Annotated in this window: 19 protein-coding genes; 9 read left to right on the forward strand and 10 right to left on the reverse strand. The window is 68.8% G+C overall.

Features of this window, described 5'->3' with window-relative positions; genetic code table 11:
- The 4 genes from QH470_RS33020 to QH470_RS33035 all read left to right on the forward strand — a co-directional run.
- Nucleotides 1-1,567 (forward strand): methylmalonyl-CoA mutase family protein (locus tag QH470_RS33020; RefSeq protein ID WP_280276300.1); only part of this gene is annotated, 1,567 nt, incomplete at its 5' end.
- A complete protein-coding gene (gene scpA, locus QH470_RS33025) occupies nt 1,568-3,835 on the forward strand; it encodes a methylmalonyl-CoA mutase (protein ID WP_280276301.1) in 2,268 nt (755 codons plus the stop codon).
- Nucleotides 3,832-4,977 carry a methylmalonyl Co-A mutase-associated GTPase MeaB gene (meaB, locus tag QH470_RS33030; protein WP_280276302.1) on the forward strand — a complete coding sequence of 382 codons (1,146 nt, stop codon included), beginning with the start codon at nt 3,832-3,834 and terminating at the stop codon, nt 4,975-4,977. Before scpA ends, meaB begins: the two co-directional genes overlap by 4 nt.
- 98 nt (nt 4,978-5,075) lie before the next feature.
- Entirely contained in the window at nt 5,076-6,641 is a 1,566-nt protein-coding gene (locus tag QH470_RS33035; protein ID WP_280276303.1) for an adenylate/guanylate cyclase domain-containing protein, read from the forward strand.
- On the opposite strand, the gene QH470_RS33040 is transcribed toward QH470_RS33035, so the two are convergent.
- From QH470_RS33040 to QH470_RS33050, 3 genes are all read right to left on the reverse strand, one after another.
- The gene (locus tag QH470_RS33040) at nt 6,638-7,519 is read right to left on the reverse strand and encodes an amidohydrolase family protein (RefSeq protein ID WP_280276304.1); all 882 of its coding nucleotides are present in this window, start codon (nt 7,517-7,519) and stop codon (nt 6,638-6,640) included. The genes QH470_RS33035 and QH470_RS33040 overlap by 4 nt on opposite strands.
- 6 nt (nt 7,520-7,525) lie before the next feature.
- Nucleotides 7,526-8,548 carry a nucleoside hydrolase gene (locus QH470_RS33045; RefSeq protein ID WP_425302827.1) on the reverse strand — a complete coding sequence of 341 codons (1,023 nt, stop codon included), beginning with the start codon at nt 8,546-8,548 and terminating at the stop codon, nt 7,526-7,528.
- 69 nt (nt 8,549-8,617) lie between these two features.
- Nucleotides 8,618-9,832 carry an FAD-dependent monooxygenase gene (locus QH470_RS33050; protein ID WP_280276306.1) on the reverse strand — a complete coding sequence of 405 codons (1,215 nt, stop codon included), beginning with the start codon at nt 9,830-9,832 and terminating at the stop codon, nt 8,618-8,620.
- A gap of 103 nt (nt 9,833-9,935) precedes the next feature.
- Between QH470_RS33050 and QH470_RS33055 the strand changes: the two genes are divergently transcribed.
- Nucleotides 9,936-10,508 carry a TetR family transcriptional regulator gene (locus QH470_RS33055; RefSeq protein WP_280276307.1) on the forward strand — a complete coding sequence of 191 codons (573 nt, stop codon included), beginning with the start codon at nt 9,936-9,938 and terminating at the stop codon, nt 10,506-10,508.
- A 146-nt stretch (nt 10,509-10,654) separates the two neighbouring features.
- Nucleotides 10,655-11,404 carry a thioesterase II family protein gene (locus tag QH470_RS33060; RefSeq protein WP_280276308.1) on the forward strand — a complete coding sequence of 250 codons (750 nt, stop codon included), beginning with the start codon at nt 10,655-10,657 and terminating at the stop codon, nt 11,402-11,404.
- A 15-nt stretch (nt 11,405-11,419) separates the two neighbouring features.
- On the opposite strand, the gene QH470_RS33065 is transcribed toward QH470_RS33060, so the two are convergent.
- From QH470_RS33065 to QH470_RS33075, 3 genes are all read right to left on the reverse strand, one after another.
- Nucleotides 11,420-11,800, reverse strand: coding sequence for a DUF2784 domain-containing protein (locus QH470_RS33065; protein WP_280276309.1), 381 nt, complete (start codon nt 11,798-11,800; stop codon nt 11,420-11,422).
- Between the two features lie 521 nt (nt 11,801-12,321).
- A complete protein-coding gene (locus QH470_RS33070; protein WP_280276310.1) occupies nt 12,322-13,785 on the reverse strand; it encodes an SDR family NAD(P)-dependent oxidoreductase in 1,464 nt (487 codons plus the stop codon).
- A gap of 91 nt (nt 13,786-13,876) precedes the next feature.
- Nucleotides 13,877-14,758: an alpha/beta fold hydrolase gene (locus QH470_RS33075; RefSeq protein ID WP_280276311.1), complete on the reverse strand. Its 882-nt coding sequence runs from the start codon at nt 14,756-14,758 to the stop codon at nt 13,877-13,879.
- 241 nt (nt 14,759-14,999) lie between these two features.
- Between QH470_RS33075 and QH470_RS33080 the strand changes: the two genes are divergently transcribed.
- From QH470_RS33080 to QH470_RS33090, 3 genes are all read left to right on the forward strand, one after another.
- The gene (locus tag QH470_RS33080) at nt 15,000-15,662 is read left to right on the forward strand and encodes a TetR/AcrR family transcriptional regulator (RefSeq protein WP_280276312.1); all 663 of its coding nucleotides are present in this window, start codon (nt 15,000-15,002) and stop codon (nt 15,660-15,662) included.
- 103 nt (nt 15,663-15,765) lie between these two features.
- Nucleotides 15,766-16,911 (forward strand): acyl-CoA dehydrogenase family protein, encoded by a 1,146-nt coding sequence (locus tag QH470_RS33085; RefSeq protein WP_280276313.1) that lies wholly within the window; start codon nt 15,766-15,768, stop codon nt 16,909-16,911.
- A 136-nt stretch (nt 16,912-17,047) separates the two neighbouring features.
- Entirely contained in the window at nt 17,048-17,671 is a 624-nt protein-coding gene (locus tag QH470_RS33090) for a TetR/AcrR family transcriptional regulator (protein ID WP_280276338.1), read from the forward strand.
- On the opposite strand, the gene QH470_RS33095 is transcribed toward QH470_RS33090, so the two are convergent.
- The 4 genes from QH470_RS33095 to QH470_RS33110 all read right to left on the reverse strand — a co-directional run bounded on the left by QH470_RS33095 (nt 17,668) and on the right by QH470_RS33110 (nt 21,460).
- Nucleotides 17,668-18,741, reverse strand: a complete 1,074-nt coding sequence (locus QH470_RS33095; RefSeq protein ID WP_280276314.1) for a DNA polymerase domain-containing protein — start codon at nt 18,739-18,741, stop codon at nt 17,668-17,670. The two genes, QH470_RS33090 and QH470_RS33095, sit on opposite strands and share 4 nt — an antisense overlap.
- Nucleotides 18,738-19,820 carry an ATP-dependent DNA ligase gene (locus QH470_RS33100; protein ID WP_280276315.1) on the reverse strand — a complete coding sequence of 361 codons (1,083 nt, stop codon included), beginning with the start codon at nt 19,818-19,820 and terminating at the stop codon, nt 18,738-18,740. The genes QH470_RS33095 and QH470_RS33100 overlap by 4 nt, the downstream gene beginning before the upstream one ends.
- A 95-nt stretch (nt 19,821-19,915) precedes the next feature.
- Nucleotides 19,916-20,302: a cold-shock protein gene (locus tag QH470_RS33105; protein WP_400182764.1), complete on the reverse strand. Its 387-nt coding sequence runs from the start codon at nt 20,300-20,302 to the stop codon at nt 19,916-19,918.
- A gap of 57 nt (nt 20,303-20,359) precedes the next feature.
- A complete protein-coding gene (locus tag QH470_RS33110) occupies nt 20,360-21,460 on the reverse strand; it encodes an SPFH domain-containing protein (protein ID WP_280276317.1) in 1,101 nt (366 codons plus the stop codon).

Raw genomic sequence — 21,460 nt, forward strand, 5'->3', positions numbered from 1 at the left:
GGGCGTACCTTCGCGGTCATCGACCTTGCGGTCCAACGGTTTCGGCGTCGCGCCGGACTGGGGCGTGAACTGCTCGACACCCTGCTGCACAGCCGGACCGAGGAACGCGCGACCTTGGCCGTGCAGCCGCGGGCGGCGGCCCGCCGGCGCGGGCGCGGCCGAGGGGGCGGCGCGACTGTTCGCCGTGCTCGACGACTACCGCATCGAGGGTGTCGCCGACCCGAATCGGGCCGACATCCAGATCTCGCTCGGTGCCACACCGCTGACCAGCCGCTTCAACGGCACCACCCACATCGACACGGACGCGGCGGTCACGCTGGCCCGGCAGTCGATCGCGCGAGCGGAGACCGTGCGGGCGATCACCGTCTGCGGTGTCGCGTTCCACAACGCGGGCGCCTCCGACGCACAGGAACTGGGCGCCGCGGTGGCCGCGGGCCTGGAGTACCTGCGGCTGCTCACCGGCGCGGGCGTGGATGTCGCGGACGCACTGGGGCAGTTGCTGTTCCGCTTCGCCGCCACCGACGACCAGTTCGCGACGATCGCGAAATTCCGTGCCGCCCGGCGGTTGTGGGCGCGGGTGGCGCACGAACTGGGCGCTCCGGCGTTCGGCAACGCGCCGCAGTACGCGGTGACCTCGGCGGCCATGATGACCCAGCGCGACCCGTGGGTGAACATGCTGCGCACCACGCTGGCGGCGTTCGGCGCGGGCGTGGGCGGCGCGGACTACGTCACGGTGCTGCCCTTCGACGCCGCGCTGCCGCCCGGCGAACTCGAGGTGTCGCAGGCGTTCTCGGCGCGGATGGCGCGCAACACCCAGCTGCTGCTGCTGGAGGAATCGCATCTGGGACACGTGCGGGACCCCGGTGCGGGCTCGTGGTACGTGGAGAGCCTCACCGATCGGCTGGCCCAGCGCGCGTGGGAGTTCATGCAGGAGATCGAGCGCGCCGGCGGCTATCCGGCGGCGCTGGACTCCGGGCTGCTGACCGATCGTATCGCCGCGGTCCGCGCGCGGCGCGAAACCGATGTGGCACACCGGAAGACGGCGGTGACCGGCGTCAACGAGTTCCCGAACCTGGCCGAGCAGCCGCTGTCGGAGGCGGCGCGACGGCCCGGCCAGGTCGCCCGGTACGGTTCGGCGTTCGAGGCGCTGCGCGACCGCTCCGACGCCTACCTGGCCACGCACAGCGTCCGGCCGCGGGCCCTGCTGGTGCCGCTCGGCCCGGTGGCCGAGCACAACGTGCGGGTGACTTTCACCGCGAACCTGCTGGCCTCGGGCGGTATCGAGACGATCAACCCGGGTACCCTCGACATTGCCGGGATCGGTACGGCCGCAACCGAATCGGGTACCACCATCGCCGTGCTGTGCGGCACCGACGCCCGCTACGCCGCCGAGGCCGGCGCCGCGGTGGAGCAGCTGCGCAGCGCCGGTATCGCGACGGTGCTGCTGGCCGGGCCGGAGAAGGCGGTGGCCGAACTGTCCGGCACGGAGCGGCCGGACGCATTCCTGACGGCGCGTATGGACGCGGTGACGGCCCTGTCCGGCCTGCTGGAAAAGCTGGGAGCGTAGATGACCACACGAGAAAGCAAGCATGTGATCGGCAGTTTCGCCGACGTGCCGCTCGACAGCGCCGCCGCGGCGGAGGTGAGCGGCGCGCAGGTCGACGCGTTCGTGCGGGCGGCCGCCGCCGCGAATCACCAAGCGCCGCAAGAGCTGGTGTGGTCGACCCCGGAGGGCATCGACGTGCCGCCCGTATTCACCAAGGCCGACCGCGACCGCATCGCCGCCGAGGGTTATCCGCTGGACTCGGTGCCCGGCGTCGCGCCGTTCGTGCGCGGACCGTACCCGACCATGTACGTGAACCAGCCGTGGACGATCCGCCAATACGCGGGCTTCTCGACCGCCGCCGACTCCAACGCCTTCTACCGGCGCAATCTGGCGGCCGGTCAGAAGGGCCTGTCGGTGGCGTTCGACCTGGCCACGCACCGCGGCTACGACTCCGATCACCCGCGCGTGACCGGTGACGTCGGCATGGCGGGCGTGGCGATCGACTCCATCCTGGACATGCGCGAGCTGTTCGATCACATTCCGCTGGACCAGGTCTCGGTGTCGATGACCATGAACGGCGCGGTGCTCCCGATCCTGGCGCTGTACGTCGTCGCGGCGGAGGAACAGGGCGTCAAGCCCGAACAGCTGGCCGGAACCATTCAGAACGACATTCTGAAGGAGTTCATGGTCCGCAACACCTACATCTACCCGCCGAAGCCGTCGATGCGGATCATCTCCGACATCTTCGCCTACACCTCGGCCAAGATGCCCAAGTTCAACTCCATCTCCATCTCCGGCTACCACATCCAGGAGGCCGGTGCCACAGCGGATCTGGAGCTGGCCTACACCCTCGCCGACGGCGTCGAGTACCTGCGCGCCGGGCTGGACGCGGGCATGGAGATCGACCAGTTCGCGCCGCGGCTGTCGTTCTTCTGGGCGATCGGCATGAACTTCTTCATGGAGGTCGCGAAACTGCGTGCGGGACGGCTGCTCTGGAGCGAACTGGTCTCGAAATTCGAGCCCAAGAGCCAGAAGTCGCTGTCGCTGCGCACCCATTCGCAGACCTCCGGGTGGTCGCTGACCGCGCAGGACGTGTTCAACAACGTCGCACGCACCTGCGTGGAGGCGATGGCCGCGACCCAGGGCCACACCCAGTCGCTGCACACCAACGCCCTGGACGAGGCCCTCGCGCTGCCGACCGACTTCTCCGCCCGCATCGCCCGCAACACCCAGCTGCTGATCCAGCAGGAGTCCAACACCACCCGGCCGATCGACCCGTGGGGCGGCTCCTACTACGTGGAGTGGCTGACCCACCAACTCGCCGAACGCGCCCGCGCACACATCGCCGAGGTGGAGGCGCACGGCGGTATGGCGCAGGCGATTTCGGAGGGCATCCCGAAGCTGCGCATCGAGGAGGCCGCCGCCCGCACCCAGGCCCGCATCGACACCGGGCAGCAGCCGGTGATCGGCGTGAACAAGTACCAGGTCGACGAGGACCAGCAGATCGAGGTCCTCAAGGTCGAGAACTCCCGGGTGCGCGCCGAGCAGGCCGAGAAGCTGCGCCGCCTGCGCGCAGAACGCGACTCGTCCGAGGTCGAGCGGGCGCTGGCCGAATTGACCAGGGCCGCCGCGTCTTCCGAGGGCGGCATGGACAACAACCTGCTGGCCCTCGCCATCGACGCCGCGCGCGCCAAGGCCACCGTCGGCGAGATCTCCGACGCGCTGGAGCGGGTGTACGGGCGGCATCAGGCGGAAATCCGTACTCTCTCAGGCGTTTACCGCGAGGAGGCCGGCAAGGTGACCAACATCAGCAAGGCGATCGACCTCGTGGCGGAATTCGCCGAGGCCGAGGGCCGCCGTCCCCGCATCCTGGTGGCCAAGATGGGCCAGGACGGGCACGACCGCGGCCAGAAGGTGATCGCCACGGCCTTCGCCGATCTCGGCTTCGACGTCGATGTGGGCCCGCTGTTCCAGACCCCCGAAGAGGTGGCGCGGCAGGCGGCCGACAACGATGTGCACGTCGTGGGCGTGTCGTCGCTGGCGGCCGGCCACCTCACGCTGGTGCCCGCCCTGCGGCAGGCGCTGGCGGATGCCGGGCGGCCCGACATCATGGTCATCGTCGGCGGCGTCATCCCGCCGGGCGATTTCGAGGAGCTGTACCGGGCGGGCGCCGCGGCCATCTTCCCGCCGGGCACCGTGATCGCCGACGCCGCCGTCGGGCTGCTGCGGAAGCTCGCCGTGGAACTCGGCCACGAGATCGGCGGTGACGCTGTTACCGGAGCCGAATGAGCGAGCGGACATCGGCGAGTGGAGGCGACGGCGCGCCCGCAGGGCAGCGTGGTGAGGCAGTGAATATCCCTGGGACGCAAGCGTTGTCGACCGAACGCGGACTACCCCCGGCGCTGCGCGCGGGCTCCGGCGGTGCGGGCGGCGGCGGGCGGCGGCGCGAAGTCGATGTGGAGCAGCTCGCCCGGTCGGTGCGCGACGGCGAACGTGCGGGCCTGGCCCGGGCCATCACGCTGGTCGAATCCACCCGGGCCGATCATCGCGACGCCGCGCAGCGTCTGCTGCTGGAGCTGACCCCCGACATCGGCCGGATCGAATCCAACCGGGTCGGCATCACCGGCGTTCCGGGCGTCGGCAAGTCGACCTTCATCGACGCGCTGGGCATGTATCTGATCGGGGCGGGCCATCGGGTCGCGGTGCTCGCCGTCGACCCGTCCTCGACCCGCACCGGCGGCTCCATCCTCGGCGACAAGACCCGCATGGCCCGGCTGGCGGTGGAACGCGACGCCTACATCCGGCCCTCGCCGACCGCGGGCACGCTCGGCGGCGTGGCGAAGGCGACGCGCGAGACCATCGTGCTGCTGGAAGCCGCGGGGTACGACGTGATCCTGGTCGAGACCGTCGGCGTCGGCCAGTCCGAGGTCACCGTCGCCAACATGGTCGACGTCTTCTGCTTCCTCACCCTGGCCCGCACGGGAGATCAGCTGCAGGGCATCAAGAAGGGCGTGCTGGAGCTGGCCGACCTGGTCGCGGTGAACAAGGCCGACGGCCGCCACGAGATCGAGGCCAAGTCGGCGGCCCGGGAACTGCAGGGCGCCATGCGCCTCATCCATCCGCGCGAATCACTGTGGCGCCCACCGGTGCTCACCATGAGTGGCCTCAACGGCACCGGGCTGGACCAGTTCTGGGACACCGTCCTCGAGCACCGCCGAGTACTCACCGAAGCGGGCGAATTCGCCGAGAAGCGCCGCCGTCAGCAGGTCGACTGGACCTGGACCATGGTGCACGACCAGCTCCTGCGCCGCCTCGCCGACAACCCCGCCGTGAAGTCGATTCGCGCGCAAGTGGAAAAGGGCGTCCGCGACGGCTCGCTCACCCCCGCCCTGGCCGCTGAGGAAATCCTGCGCGCCTTCGACGAACGCTGACACAGTGCCCCCTCCTGGGGGCATTACGTGGCACCGGGATCGCGCAGGGACGGACGGGCTGCGGCCGATGTGTCGCCGGGCGCGCTTAGGCTGCATCCATGGTCGATCATGACGTGAGTCCCGCCGCGCTGGGGCCCGCGCCCTGGGGGTCGCGGCTGCTGGGTTCGGCGGACGAGACGTCCGGGGTGCGACGGCTGCGGGTGCAGGCGCTGCTGACGATCCCGCTGCTGGTCGCGAACCTCATCGGCATTGCCGTGGTGATCGCCCTGGTGGGCTTCGTGCTGCCGGGCCCGTCGATGTTCAGCCGCCGGCTGATCCTGCAGAACGTCATCGCGACTCCGCTGTACACGGCGCTGGCGGTGGTGGTCGGCACGGTGTGGGGGACCGTATGGGGCGTGCGGACCCTGCGCTGGGCGATCGATCCCGACCGCGTCCCCACCCCGGCCGAACAGGCCGCCGCGGTCCGGGTGCCGCGGCGGCTGGTGATGCAGCAGGCGGTGCTGTGGCTCGGCGGCGCGGCCGTCCTGGCTCCGCTCTACGGCCTGGTGGATATCGCGTACGCGCCGAAGGTACTGCTGGGCATGGGTTTCACCGTGGTTGTCGTGTGCGCCAACAGCTATCTGATCGCGGAGTTCGCGCTGCGCCCGGTCACCGCGCGGGTGCTGGAGGCCGCCCCGGCCCGGCGGCTGCGCGGCTTCGGTGTGTTCGGCCGCTCGGTGCTCGTGTGGACCCTCGCCACCGGCGTGCCGGTGACGCTGGCGATGGTGCTCGCGGTGCTGTCGCTGTGCGGCATGGACTTCAGCGAGGCGCGCCTGGCGATCTGCGTGCTGTCCCTGGGCGGCGCGACCCTGGTCTTCGGTCTGCTGCTGATGACACAGACCTTCGCGGCCACGGTGGCGCCCGTGCGCACCGTGCGCCGGGCGCTGCGCCGCGTCGAGAACGGGGAGCTCGACGTGCACGTCACCGTCTTCGACGGCACCGAACTGGGCGAGCTGCAGAGCGGTTTCAACCGCATGGTGGACGGGCTGCGCGAACGCGAGCGGATCCGGGACCTGTTCGGCCGCCACGTCGGCGACGACGTGGCCGACGCGGCCCTGGCCCGCAACCCCGAACTCGGCGGCGAGGAGGTCGAGGCCGCGGCGCTGTTCATCGACATCATCGGGTCCACCACGATGGCGGCGACCCGGCCCGCCGACGAGATCGTCGCGATGCTCAACGACTTCTTCGGCATCGTGGTGGACGAGGTGGAGCGCTGCGGCGGCCTGATCAACAAGTTCGAGGGCGACGCCGCGCTCGCGATCTTCGGCGCCCCGGCCCCGCTCACCGACTTCGCGGGCTCCGCGCTCGCCGCCGCCCGTGCCATCCGCCGCCGATTGTCCGAGAGCGCAAGGGAATTCGATGCCGCGATCGGAGTGTCGTCCGGGCGAGTGGTGGCGGGCAACGTAGGCGCGCGCCGCCGCTACGAGTTCACCGTGATCGGCGATGCCGTCAACGAGGCCGCCCGCCTGTGCGAGCTGGCCAAGCAGGACCCGGGCCGGGTACTCGCCGCCGCGGTCACCGTCGAGGCCGCCGTGGAAGCCGAACAGCACCGGTGGCGCACCGGCGAATCGGTGGTGTTGCGCGGCCGGGTGCAGCCCACCCGGCTGGCGCGGCCGCGCGACTAGCCGAGCTCGAACATGCGCACGGCGTTGTCGTAGCACACCTTCCGCAGCCAGTCGGCACCCAAATCCAGTCGCTCCAGCGCGAACAGCGCGTGACCGTAGGAGTAGGGGATGTTGGGGAAGTCGCTGCCGAACAGGATGCGGTCACCGAAATCGCGCAACCGGCCGCGCTCGGCGACGGGGAAGGGGTCCTGTGACTCGAAGAAGTCGGTGAAGTTCATGGTGGTGTCCAGGTGGACGCCGTCGAATTCGGCTGCGAGATCCAGGAACTCGGTGTACTCCGGTGCGCCCATATGCGCGATGATCAGGCGCAGCCGCGGAAACCGCCGCAGCAGTTCGCGCATCGGCTCCGGTCCGGTGAATTCGCCCGGCGCAGGGCCCGATCCGCAGTGGATGAGCACCGGGATTCCGGCCTCGGCCAGCATCCCCCACACGTCGTTCAGCAGCGGATCGCACGGATGGAAATCGCCGACCTGGATGTGCACCTTGAAGATCCGTGCACCGGACTCGATCGCCGCCTCCACATAACTCGCGGCGTGGTGCTCGGGATAGAAGGTGGCGGTGTGCAGGCAGTCGGGCGTGCGGGCGGCGAAGTCGGCGGCCCACTCGTTGAGCCAGGCCGCCATATCCGGACGGTGCGGGTACACCAGCGCGGTGAACGCGCGAACCCCGAAGCCGCGCAACGTCTTCAGCCGCACCTGCTCCTCGTCGCGGTAGGTGATCGGCCAGGGCCGGCCGATGAGCGGCCCGGCGTCGTCGAAGTACGCCCAGACCTTGCGCAGCACGCGGTCGGGCATGAAGTGGGTGTGGATGTCGACCAGACCAGGCAGCCCGAGCCGCTGCCGGAACTCGGCGATGTAGGTGGTGTCCTCGGCGCTCATCTCGGCCTACGCCTGTGCGGAAGTCGTGCGGGCGAAGTCGCCGACGCGGGCGATCAACCGGTCGAAGAAGTCCGCCGGGTCGGTGCCGATCACGATGTCGGCGTTGGGTTCCCGGCCCCACATCCCCGCCCAGTCCGCGATGGTGGCTCCCCGGGTGAGGGTTCCGGCCAGCTCGACGTCGACGGTGGCGGGCCGGGTGCGAGCGAGCGCGGGGTCCAGGGCGACCGCGGCGGCGAACGGATCGTGCATGTGCGCGATGTACCCCTGGCCGTAGGCGTGATGGAACTCGAAGTAGAACCGCACGGCGTCGGTGACGAACCGGACGACCGCGTTGCCCGCCTTGGACACCGCACCGGGCGCGTCGGTCTCGCTGAGGACCTCCACGGGCAGGCTGTGCGCCCGTTCGGCGAGTCGCACCAGGTGATCGGGGCGCATCTCGATGGTCTCGGTGACGTCGAGCCCGCAGATCAGGGGCCGCCGATCGGTCGGCGCCACGGCGAAGGCGGCGAGGACCTCCTGCCAGGCCTCGGGATCGACGTGCACGTTCCATTCGTTGGTGGGGGTCGTGTTGCCGGGATGCTGGAACGCGCCGCCCATCACCACCAGGCGCCGCAGCAGCCGGGGCAGTTCGGGCTCCAGCCGCAGGGCCAGCGCCAGATTGGTGAGCGGCCCGGTGCACAGCCCGATGATCTCGCCGGGATGCGCCCGCACGGTGTCGACCCACAGCCGCGCCGCCGACCGTGGTGACAGCGTCTTGGTCGGCGGCGGGAATTGCGCGTACCCGATGCCCTGCGGACCGTGGGTGTCCTCGGTCGTGCGCAGCGGGATCGCGAGCGGCTCGGCCGCCCCCAGGGCGACCTCGATGTCGGGAGCCCGGCACAGCTCCAGCAGGGCCAGGTTGTTCGCGGCCACCTGCGCCACGGGCACGTTCCCCGCGGTGGCGGCGATACCGGCGATCTCGGCGTCCGGGCTGGCGAGCAGGTACAGCAGGGCCAGCGCGTCGTCGATGCCGGTGTCGACATCCATCATGATCTTCTGCCGCACGAGTCGAGCCTAGCGAGCGGCCCGATTCACGGGCCGCTCGGCTGTCCGGCCCGTTCAGTAGGCGGGCAGGTCGTAGCTGTCGGTCTTGGAGAAGAACGCCTTCATCATCACCGGCCGCAGCGGCCGCGACAGCATGACCCGCGCGGACGTGCGCGCGAGGGCAGCGCCGATCCGGCTGTGCGGCAACATCATCTTGATCCCACCGCCGGGCATCTCCTTGGCCTCGGCCAGGAACGGCGTCACCTTCTCCTCGTACCGTGCCAGCGCGGCGGGGAGATCGTCCGGGGTGGCGGTGATTTCCCCGGCCAGGATGTAGGCGCCGACCAGAGCCATCGCGGTGCCCATGCCCGTCATGGGGGAGCCGCAGTAGCCCGCGTCCCCGGCCAGGGTCACTCGTCCGGCGGAGAGCGTCGGCATGTCGATGCGCGCGAGTTCGTCGAAGTAGAAGTCCGGGGTCGTGCGCATCGCCTCGACCACGAGTGGCGCGTGCCAGCCGGCCTCGGCCAGCATGTCCCGGATCAGCTGCTGCTGCGCCGAAACATCGCGCCGCAGTGCGGGATTCGCGTCCGCGCGCAGCGTGATGATGGCCTTGGCGGTGCTCGGATCGCCGTCGGGCCGGATGCCGACGGCCACGCTGCGCATCGGATGCAGGGCGAACCAGCCCGGCCGCACATCCGGCGGGGTCGGGATGGTGAAGAACGCCCCGTACCCGCCGAGGAACGTCGCGAACCGCTCCTCCGGCCCGAATGCCAGCCGCCGGGTGGCCGAGTGCACGCCGTCCGCGCCGACGACGAGGTCGAATCGTTCGGCGCCGCCGGCGGCGAAGGTGACCTCCACGCCGGTGTCGTCCTGGCGCAGGGCCTCGACCCGATCGCCGTAGCGATAGTCCAGTTCGCCGCCCACGCTCGTGACCTCGTCCAGCAACACCTGATTGAGGTCGCCGCGGGTGATCTCGATCTCGGCGACCGGTCCCTTGCCGTCGAACATCTCCATCGGCATCGTCGCGAACTCGCGGCCCTGGGCGTCGACGTAGGCCATGCCCAACTCCTGCAGTTGGTACTTGCGAATGCCCGGCATCAGCCCCATCCGCTCGGCGACCTCGCGGCTGGGCCCACGCAGATCCACGGCCTGCCCGCCGGGCCGGGGAGCGTCGGCACGCTCGATGACGGTGACCCGGACACCGGCCCGGAGCAGTTGCAGCGCAACGGCATTGCCGGCGATGCCGCCGCCGGAGACGAGGACGTGAGGAGTCTGTGCGGAGGCAGTCACGGTGAGTTCCTGTTCTTTGGTTCGAACGTCTTAGACAAATGTCTAACACAGGTTTAGCACGTATGTCTAGAACAGATGTCTAAGACGCTGGTAGGGTGGGCTCATGGGAAACCGGGAAGATCTGCTGGCAGGTGCTCGCAAGGCGATCCTCGAGCGGGGACTCGCCAAGGTCACCGCGCGGGACATCGCGGCGGCGGCCGGTGTCAGCCTGGCGGCCATCGGTTATCACTTCGGCTCCAAGGACCGGCTGGTGTCCGAGGCGATCACCGAGTCGATAGGCACCGACCTCGGCGACGGCATCGAGGCCGCGATCCGCGAGGCGGGGGAGGGGCGTTCGCTTCGGGAAGCGATCGAACCGACGTGGAACGCCATGCTCGACGTCATCCAGAAGAACCACGAGCAGCTGTTGCTGAGCATGGAGAACGGGATCCGCGTCGCGCGCTCGGAGGAGCTCCAGGCGTATCTGTCCGAGGCGACCGAGGGTGCCTACGCCGACCTGGGTGCGGTATTGCGCGAGATGCATCCGGACCTGTCGGCGAAGGAGGCGCGTGCGGTCGCCAAACTCTATTTCGTGCTGTTCCAGGGCTACGCCATGCTGGCGCTGCTCGCTCCCGGCGGTGACCTGCTGCACGGCGAGGACGTGGCACTCGCGGTGCGGGCATTGCGCGAAAAATGACATCGGCCGCACCTGCGTCGAGTGCGGGGCTGCACGCGGTGCGGACATGCACAGCGGGAACGGAAGCCGGTGTCCGCGCTGTGCGATACCCGCCGAAATGGGATGCTCGTGCCGGAAGCCCCGACCGGAAGGCGTAAGGAGGCAACGTGGCGGTAGAGGGCAGCGGCACCTGGTTGCGGGAGTTCCGGACGGAAGCGCGGCCGCGTGCGGTGCTGGTGTGTTTCCCGCCGGGCGGCGGTTCGGCGAGTGCGTTCCGTTCGCTCGCGCAGCGGATGGACGGCGTCACGGTCGTCGCCGTGCAGTATCCCGGGCGGCAGGACCGGCTGGGGGAGCCGATGATCGCCGATATCGGCGCGATGGCCGATGCGGTGGCACGCGAGTTGACGGCGCTGGCCTTACCCGGCGAGCCGGCGTTGTTCGGGCACAGCATGGGTGCCACCGTCGCCTTCGAGGCCGCGCGCCGGCTGGAGGCCGCGGGCCACGACCTGACCCGCTTGTTCGTCTCGGGTCGGATCGCGCCGTCGGCGCCTTACCCCGGCCGTCTGCACGACGCCCCCGACGCGGATCTGATCGCGGAGTTGGAGCGGCTCGCCAACGATCCCGCCTCGGTGGCCGTACTGCGCACCGAACCGGGTCTGGCCGATCTCGTGCTGCCCGCCGTTCGCAACGATTACCGGGCGGTCGAGACGTACGCGTTCGAACCCGGAGAGCCGTTGCGCTGCACCATCTCCGCGCTGCTGGGCGACGCAGATCCGACCGTCACCGTCGAGCAGGCCGGGCAGTGGCGTGCCCACACCACCGGCGAATTCGAGCTGGAGACCCTCCCCGGACGGCACTTCTACCTCGATGAGAAAGTCGCCGAGGTGGCCGATTTCGTGGCCGCCCGCCTGCCCTGACGAATCCTGTCGCGCTTATTGCGGTGACGGCGTGAGGTAGTCCCGCCGGCGCGACAACCACCACAACCCGGCCCACGACATCGCCACCACGATCACAACCAGCACGCGGACCAGGTCCAACGCGTCCTGCGGATACAGCACCCCGGTGATGTAGTGGTCGATGAACCCGCCCGGCGGCAGTTCCGCGTCACCGGCCCGGCGCCGCGCCCAGTTCTCCAGATGGGTGAGCGGACAGTCGGCGCCGAAGAGCACCGTGCTGAACCCCCAGCCGACGGCCGCGAGATGCGTCCATATCGTCCAGCGCCACCGCCACGTGAGGAACCCGCCCGTCACCAGGTAGACGACGAACAAATAGTGCACGCCCGCGGTGACGTCTGCCAGCAGCCGGTACATCACACATCCAGCTTAGAAGGGCCGGACCGGGTTGCCCAGAGATCTTCCGCCCGGCCAACTTCGGCTCCGACCGGCGACGTCCGCAGGCTATTTCAATACCTATATACCGATATGCGAATCTAGGCATGTATTACACACTTCAGCGTGTCAGCGACTGAAGAGGATAGATGCGCCACCAACAACCAGCATCGACGACGAAACCGGGACGCGATGTCGGAGGACTCGGATCGTTGATGGGGGAGGGGCGCGGCAGCGGCGCGAGATACCCGCCGAGGGGAGTGTCTCGCCCTCGAGATGTCACATCGCCGACCAATAGGTCTGCGCGCCAAAGGTTTCGGCTGTTGGCTCCTGGAGCCGGCTGCCTCCGGGGCGCTTGGTCGGTTTGAAGATATCGATATCACCCTATGCGAATTTATGCATGTAAATCTGATCAACCACGTCGAGAACCTTCACATCAACTCACAACAAAAGAAGCAATGAGGCCAGGAACCCTCAGCGGGACGGCTCGGCCATGACCGGGAGCCTCACCAGCTCGACGGCTCGTAGTCCTTGAGGAAGCAGCCGTACAGGTCGACGCCTTCTTCACCTTGAACGATGGGGTCGTAGACGCGCGCGGCGCCGTCGACCAGGTCGAGGGGCGCGTGGAAGCCTTCGTCGGCGAGGCGGAGTTTGGTGTAGTGCGGGCGTTCGTCGGTGATCCAGCCGGTGTCGACGGCGGTCATGAGGATGCGGTCGGACTCGAACATCTCGTCGGCGCTGGTGCGGGTGAGCATGTTGAGCGCGGCCTTGGCCATATTGGTGTGCGGGTGGCCGGGGCCCTTGTAGGCGCGGCTGAACACGCCTTCCATGGCGGAGACGTTGACGATGTACTTGCGGTGGGCGGGTGCGGCGGCCATGGCGGGGCGTAGTCGTGAGACGAGTACGAACGGTGCGACCGAGTTGCACAGCTGCACCTCGAGCAGTTCGGTGGCGTCGACTTCGGCGACGGTCTGCACCCAGCTGTTGGTGTGCGCGAGGTCGGGCACCAGGCCGCCGGCATCGATGGCGATACCGCGCGAAATGCGTTCGGGCGTGGCCGAACCCGCGACGAGCGCGAGGTCGGTGACGTCGGCGGCCGAGAGCGCAGGGGCCAGCGATGCGGTGAGCGCCGTGGGGTGTGCCTGCATGGTCTTGCCGAAGCTGACCGTATCGGGCAGCTCGCCTGCGGGCAGCGGACCGTTCTCGGCGTCGGCGAGTGCGCTGTAGGCGCCGGGTGAGCGGCGGACGGTCTGGGCGGCGTTGTTGATGAGGATGTCCAGCGGTCCCTGTGCCGCGACGTCGTCGGCGAGCGCTACGACCTGGGCGGGGTCGCGCAGATCGATACCGACGACGCGGAGCCGGTGGATCCAGTCGGCGCTGTCGGGCTGGGCCTTGAAGCGGCGGATGGCGTCGTTGGGGAAGCGGGTGGTGATGGTGGTGTGGGCGCCGTCGCGCAGCAGTCGCAGTGCGATGTACATGCCGATCTTGGCGCGGCCGCCGGTGAGCAGCGCGCGTCGGCCGCTGAGGTCGGTGCGGGCGTCGCGCTTGGCGTGGCTGCGGGCGGCGCAGTCGGGGCAGAGCTGGTGGTAGAAGGTGTCGACGCGGGTGTATCGCTGTTTGCAGATGTAGCACGGTCGCGGGCGGACGAGGGTGCCCGCGGTAGCGCCGGTGCTGTTGGGGGACAACGGGATTCCGGCCGTCTCGTCATCGATGCGGTTCGGTGAGCCGGTGGCGGTGGCGGCGACCACGGCGCGGTCGGCGGCGGACTTGGCGTCGCGGGCGGCTACCCGGCGGCGCTGCTTCAGCTTCTTGAACATGTGCCCGACGGCGTGCTGCACGGCGACCGAGTCGGGGTGTTCTTTGTCGAGTTGCGCGGCCAGGTCGAGTACTCGGAGGCAGGCGGCGAGGTCCGCCGGGTCGATGGCGGGCTCCGGCGATGCGGTGCGGGTCGTCGGGTCGTTGTGGGCCATCGTGGTGCGGATCTGTCCTTCGTGCGCTGGTGAGCTGGCGACTCATTGTCGCATCGTGGGCCCGGGGCCGATCTCGGTGGCCGATGTTCGGCTATCGCGGCGAGTATTCGATCGGCGCGTTGTCGGCGCGGAGGTCGTCGATGAAGTTGGCGATCGCCTCGCCGACCAGCAGTGGTTCGGTGATGGGCAGCCAGTGGTCGGCGGGCAGCCGGTAGCACCACAGCCGGTCGGCGCCGCGGCGGACGTGGTCGGCGGCGGTGGGCAGGGCGAGGGCGTCGGCGCGGTCGACGATCAGCTGGACCGGTACGGCGGTGTGGGTTTCGCGGGGGTGGCGCAGGTGGTGGACGAGGTTGGCGTGCACGATGCGGGCGCCGGCGAGCAGATCGGTGATCCAGGTGGGGGCGAGCGGTGGTGTGCCGTGGCGGAGACGGGCGCGCACGCGCGGCCAGCCGAGCAGGCGGCGGCCGAGGACGAGCCAGCCGAGGCCGGGGAGTTTCCACCAGGGGGTTTCGGGCAGTCGGGGGTGCCGTAGGGCGAGGGCGAGGCGGCCGAGGTCGGGTGCGCACAGTGCGGTCCCGGAGGCGATGCGGGTGTTGGCGCGGGGGTCGCCGAGTGCGGCCCACAGTTGGAAGGCGCCCCAGCCGTGGCCCGCGATGTGTGCCGGGCGGTCGGGGCTGACGGCGTCGAGTACGGCGTAGAGGTCGTCGGTCAGGTCGGTGAGCCGATAGTCCTGGGTGCGAGGGGGTTTGGCGGAGCGGCCGTGGCCGCGCACGTCGTAGGTGACGACGTGGAAGCTGTCGGCCAGCATCCGGGCGACGTCGTCCCAGATCCCGTGGGTATCGGTGATGCCGTGGACGAGGACGAGGGTGTCGGCCTTCGGGTTGCCGCGTTCGTAGACGGCGAGCTCGAGGCCGCGGTGGCGCACGGTGCGCCGGCGTGGCCGGAGTGGGTCGGTGTCGGGCAGGTGGGTCATTGTGTCTACCTCGCAGTGCCGGGCTGTCCCGCTGGATCGTACCGCCGGTACGTTAGACGCTACCGAGAGTACGGCGATATTGGGTTGGTAGACGGTGCGCGTCGTGTTTTCCCTGTATACGTTCACATTCGGTGCGGGCTGCTTCCGTACTGCTGGTACGTGTAGTCTTCGCGGTGAGCCCACGCCCCAGGGAGTCGAGTCGATCGTGCCCCGTCCCAGCCGTAATACCCATTCGCCGCGAGTGACTCGCGATGAGATTGTCGATGCGGCGATTCGGGTGATCGATCGGACGGGTCCGCGGCCGAGTATGGACGGCATCGCGCGCGAGGCCGGGATCACCAAGCCGCGGTTGTACCGGCAGTTCGCGGACAAGGCGGATCTGTACACGGCGGTCGCGGAGCGCATGTCGCGTACGGCGTTCGCCGCGACGGGTGAGGATATGACGTTGCTGTTGCAGCCGCCGCGGCCGGCGTTGCGTCGGGTGTTCGGTGATTACGCGCGGGGGATTCTGGAGCATCCCAATGTGTTTCGGTTCCTGGCGCAGGCGCCGGTGCTGCCGGCGTCGGGTGGTGATCGGGACGGTTCGGTGTTGCAGTTCGATTTGGGGCGGGCCGCGGCGCAGCGGTTCACCAGGTTGGCGCGGGCGATCGCCGACGCGGTGCCGATCGAGGTGGGTGGGATCGATTATCTGTCTCGTGCGGTGATCGGTGTGGTGGTGGCGACGACGGATCTGTGGTTGGAGGGTCCGCCGGAGGAGGGGGCGGAGGAGTTCGTGGTGGAGGCCAGTGAGCTGGTGTGGGGGTTGATCGATGGGTTCCTGCGGCGGCAGGGGGTGGCCGCGGATCCGGAGACGCCGATTTTCACCACTCTGGCCGAGGTGAATCAGGCGCGCGAGGCGGGGTGACGGCCGCGCCGCGAACGTTGTTGACATTCCGCCAATAGTCGTCCACGCTGGTGCTCGGAGGGCCGGTGGGTGCCGGCCGGGCACGAGACGAAGGGCAACAACGATGGTGCGCGCCCCATGGAGCGACGACGAGGTCGAGGCCGTACGCGACTTGGCGAAGGACTTCTTCGCCAAGGAGGTCGTTCCGCACGAGGAGAAGTTCGTCGCGCAGGGCCATCCCGACCGTGAGCTGTACAACCGGGCCGGTGAGCTGGGGCTGCTGTGCGCCTCGATTCCGGCCGAATACGGTGGCGGGGGCGGCACTTTCGCGCACGAGGCGGCCATCATCGAGGAGCAGACGTTTCAAGGTGACGGCGCGCTGGGCATGCCGGTGCACTCGACGATCATCGCGCCCTATCTGCATCAGTTCGGTTCCGAGGAGCTGAAGCGGCGGGTGCTGCCGCGGGCGGCCAGCGGGGAGATGGTGCTGTCGATCGGGATGACCGAGCCGGGCACCGGGTCGGATCTGCAGAACATCAAGACCCGGGCGGTGCGTGAGGGTGACGAGTACATCATCACGGGGTCGAAGATCTTCATCTCCAACGGCTGGCTGTGTGACGGCATCATCATTGCCGCCAAGACCGATCCGACGAAGGGCGCCGCCGGGGTGTCGCTGATCTTCGCGGAGGTGGGGGACGACACGCCGGGGTTCGAGCGGGGCCGGATTCTGTCGAAGATCGGCGGCAAGGGACAGGACACCGCGGAGTTGTTCTTCGACGGGTTGCGGGTTCCGGCGTCGAATCTGCTCGGTGCGTCGGAGGGTCAGGGCTTTTATCAGATGATGCAGTTGCTGGCGCAGGAGCGGCTGGTGACCGCGATCATGGCGGTGGCGATGATGGAGAAGGCCGTCGATCTGACGGTCGAGTACACCAAGGGGCGCGAGGCGTTCGGCAAGCCGCTGTTCGCGATGCAGAACACGAAGTTCGAGCTGGCCGAGTGCAAGACGCTGGCGAAGGTGGGCCGGACGTTTTTGGACGATGCCATTGTCAAGCATCTGCGTGGTGAGCTGGACATCCCGACCGCGGCGATGGCGAAATACTGGCTCACCGACCAGTTGGGTATTGTGGTGGATCGCTGTCTGCAACTGTTCGGTGGCTACGGATATATGACGGAATACCCGATCTCCCAGCTGTACACGGGCGCCCGGGTGCTGCGCATCCTGGCCGGCTCCAACGAGGTGATGAAGGATCTCATTGCCCGCTCACTCTGAAACGACCGACAACATCGACGCACCCGAGCAGGATCTCATTGCCCGGCAGCGTCGATCTGAAACGACCGACAACATCGACGCACCCGAGCAGGATCTCATTGCCCGGCAGCGTCGATCTGAAACGACCCGCGAAACAGTGGACGCCGCCGACCCGTTGGCGCGGCGGCGTCGGCTGGAGCCCGATGAACGGCGCGCGCAGATTCTGGAATGCGCGATCGAGATGTTCGGTGAGCGCCCGTACGCGGCCGTGTCGACCGCGGAGCTGGCGCAGCGCGCGGGTGTCGCGCGCGGGCTGATCAATCACTATTTCGGCAACAAGCGTGATCTGTATCTGGCGGTGGTGCGGCGGATGGTGACGCTGCCGCGCCCCGATCACATGGCGGTGCCCACGGGCGATACCCGCGAGCGGGTGGAGGCGAGCGTGGCGTGGCTGCTGGACACCATCGGTGAGCACGGCAGCACGTGGGTCAAGGTGACCGGTCACGAGGGCATCGGCGACGACCCGGATGTGGAGCGCATCCTGGACGCGGCCGACGACGCGGCGGCCGACCGGCTGCTGCAGATGGTCGGCCTGTCCGGCTCGAAGCGCGGCAGTGAGCTGCGCGCCTTGGTCCGTGCCTACGGCGGTTTGGTGAAAGCCGCTGGGCGCGAATGGATCACGCGTGGCACGTTGTCGCGCGAGCAGGTTCACCATCTGCTGACGGACATGTTGCTGACCCTGGTGACCCAGTCCTTCCCGAAGATCGAGAACGAGGGCTAGGGGGCGCTGTCCCTCTGCTCCTTGCGTGCCCGGCTGGGCTGGACGCGTGGGGGTTCGTTGGGCATCTTCGGGTAGACCGGCGGCCAGGGCGCGTCCATGAGCCCGGATTCGAGGTCGCGCGTGGACATTTCGAGCAGTGGCTCGATGGATTGCGGGGTGCGGTCGGCCCAGGGGTCGCCGAGTTCGGCGACGCGGGCGGGGACGGTGGCGAGGGTGAGTTCGTCGGGGACGACGGTGTCGAGTTCGTCCCAGGCGAGCGGGGTGGAGACCTGGCCGCCGACCTTGGGCCGCACGCACCAGGCGCCGAAAACGGTGCGGTGCGGTGCGTTCTGGTTGTAGTCGATGAAGATCCGGCTGCCGCGGTTCTCTTTCCACCATTGCGCGGTGATGAGGTCGCCGTGGCGGCGTTCGAGTTCGCGGGCCAGGGCGACGGCGGCGGCGCGGACCTGGTAGCCGTCCCAGCGGGGTTCGAGCAGGACGTAGATGTGCAGGCCGCGGGAGCCGGAGGTCTTGAGGCGGGCGTCGATGCCGAGTTCGGCGCACAGGTCGCGGGTCAGGGCGGCGGTCTTGCGCAGGTCGTCGAAGGCGGTGCCGGGGGAGGGGTCGAGGTCGATGCGTAGTTCGTCGGTGACGCCGGTGGGTGGCAGTAGTTGCCCGGCGGCGTCGTGGACCTCGGGTGCGGTGCTGTGCTCGGCGGCGCGGGCGTGGGTGGGCCAGACGTGAAATCCCAAGCAGCCCAGGTTGACTGCCCAGAGGAGGTGGGCGAGGTCGGCGGCCACCAGCGCGTCGCTGGTGGTGCCGTTGGGGGTGGAGACGACGGTGGTCTGTAGCCAGTCGGGTACCGATTTCGGGACGCGTTTCTGGAACCATGATTTGCCGCCGGCGCCGTCGGGATAGCGTTCGAGCAGCACGGGCCGGTCGCGCACGGTGCGCAGGAACGGTTCGGCGACGGCCTGGTAGTAGCGGACGAGGTCGAGTTTGGTTTCGCCGCGCTTGGTGAAATAGATCTTGTCGGGGTTGCTGATGGTGACGGTTTTGCCGTCGACCTCGAGGTCGATGCCGGCGCTCATTGCTTGGCCTCGGCGAAGATGTCGGCGAGTTCGGCGGGGGCGACCTCGTCGAGTTGGGCGTAGGTGCAGGATTCGGGGGTGCGGTCGTCGCGGAAGCGGACCAGGCGGCCGCCGTGGCGTAATCGGCCGGCCATGACGTGTTCGTAGCGGACCTCGGCGACTAGTTCGGGGCGCAGTGCTTCCCAGGAGAGGTCTTTGCCGCCGGTCCAGCGGCTGATGCCGCCGGGCATCTTGCCGTCGGCCTTGGCTTGGGCGGCGGCGTCGGCCCAGCTGCGCCACGGGTGGTGTTCGAGGGCGTTCTCGCGCAGCGGGGCGAGTTCGTCGACGAGTTCCTTGCGGCGTTTGGCGGTGAAGCTGCTGGCGACGCCGACGTGGTGCAGGCTGCCTTCGTCGTCGTAGAGGCCCAGCAGCAGTGATCCGACGCCTTGGCCGTCCTTGTGCCAGCGGAATCCGGCGATGACGCAGTCGGCGGTGCGTTCGTGTTTGACCTTGACCATGACGCGTTTGTCCTGCAGGTAGGGCAGGTCGGTGGCTTTGACCATGACGCCGTCGAAGCCGGCGCCTTCGAAGCGGGTGAACCAGTCCTGCGCGGTGTGCGGGTCGGAGGTCAGTGGGGTGAGGTGCAGTCGTTCGTAGGTGCCGGTGAGGAGGGTTTCGAGGATGCGGCGGCGTTCGGCGAACGGTTTGTCGGTGAGGTCGTCGTCGCCGAGGGCGAGCAGGTCGAAGGCGACGAAGCTGGCGGGGGTTTCCACGGCGAGTTTGTTGACTCGGGACGCGGCGGGGTGCAGGCGCTGCTGCAGGGTGTCGAAGTCCAGGCCCTTGTCGGTGACGACGACGACCTCGCCGTCGATGACGCAGCGGTCGGGCAGGGCTTTGCTCAGCAGTTCGACCAGTTCGGGGAAGTACCGGGTCAGGGGGCGGTCGTTGCGGGAGCCGAGTTCGATCTCGTCGCCGTCGCGGAACACGATGCAGCGGAATCCGTCCCATTTGGGTTCGTAGTAGAGGCCGGGGTCGTGCGGCAGGTCGGAGGCCGATTTGGCCAGCATCGGCTTGACGGGCGGCATGACGGGCAGGTCCACACGATCCTCCTCGGGTCGGTCTCACCGATACCGACGGTGCGGGCGACGTGGATTCATCGCCCGCAACCGTTCAGCAAGATCGTATGCCCGAGTTGTCAGTTCTCCAGCCAGCCGTGCTGATCGGCGAAGGCCGTCAGCCGGTCGCGGATGGTGAGGATCTCCCCGGCCGTGAGGGCGGGACTGGCGTCCAGCAACAGCTCGGTGATCAGCCGCCGGTGTTCGGCGGTGGTGAGCTGGCCGGAGGTGCGCTCCCGGTTGCGGTGGCGCGGTGCGGCGGGAGCCGCGGCCGCGGGCGCGCCGCCGACCGCGGTGAGGTTGACCGCTTTGGGTCCGCGGTCGCCCTCGGTCACCTCGAACTCGAACACCCGCCCCTGCCGCAGTTCGTCTTCGTCCAGTCCTATGTCGTTGACGTGCACGAACACGTCGGGGCCACCGTCTTCCGGGCGGATGAAGCCGAATCCCCGAGAACTATCGAAGGACACCAATTTCCCGATGGACACCTACACCCGCTCCTCGTCGCAGTCCCTGGTGCGGTCACTCTAACCGTCCTGTTGATTGTTGTCGGAGGAAAGAGCTTTTTGCAGGGAGTTGTACACGGTCAGGCCCTGGCCGACCATTCCGTTGACCAGTTCGCTGACGCCGTCGGGGCCGTTGAGGACCGTCAGGTTGGCTTGGGACAGGCCTTGAGCTGCTTGTTTGACGATTTCGGGGAGTTGCTCGATGAGCAGCTGGTCGAGGGCGATGCGGTTGTTGGAGGCGGCGGCCTCGGCCTGGATGCGGGTGCGGTCGGCTTCGGCCTCGGCGAGGATGCGGACGCGTTCGGCTTCGGCGCGCGCGGGTTTGACCACTTCGGCCTGTAGCTGTTCCTCGCGGAGTTCGGCTTGTTTGCGGGCTTGCTCGGCCTGGGCGGTGAGCACTTCCCGCAATGCGACGGCTTGGGCGAGCGGGCCGGCTTGGGCGGCTTCGGCGTTGGCCTTGTCGATGTCGCGCTGGTATTGGGCGCGCAGCAGGGCCGTCTCGCGGGCGTATTCGGCCTGGCGGCGTTCGGATTCCTGCTGGGCCTGGGCGGCGAGCTGGGATGCCTGGGCCTGGGCGATGTTGGCGTCGCGCTGGACGGCGGCGTTGTGCGGCGCGGACAGTGCGGTGATGTAGCCGAGGTTGCCGTCGTCGATGGACTGGATCTGGAACGAGTCCACCCACAGTCCGATGTTGCTCATTTCGACCTTGGACGCCACCAGTACCTCGTCGGCGAGTTTCTGGCGTTCGCGGATGATCTCCTCGACGGTCATCGAGCCGACGATCGAGCGCAGGTGGCCGGAGAAGATGCGTCCGGTCAGGACGGACATCTCCCGTTCCTGTTCGGACAGGAATCGTTGTGCCGCATTGACGATCGAGACGGTGTCGTTGGCCACCTTGAAGGCGATCACGGCGCGCACGTCGAGCTGGATCGCCTGTTTAGTGACGCATCGTTCGGAGATCTCGGCCTCGAACATGGCCAGCGACAGGTAGCTGACCTTGCGAAAGAACGGCATGACCCAATTGCCGCGACCGATGACGACCCGGAACGGCGCATTGTCCGCGGCGCGCCCGCCGCTGACGAGCATGGCCTCGTCGGGATCGGGCACGTGGTACCCCAGCAC

This window comes from Nocardia wallacei (genome assembly GCF_029868745.1).
Lineage (GTDB): Bacteria > Actinomycetota > Actinomycetes > Mycobacteriales > Mycobacteriaceae > Nocardia > Nocardia wallacei_B.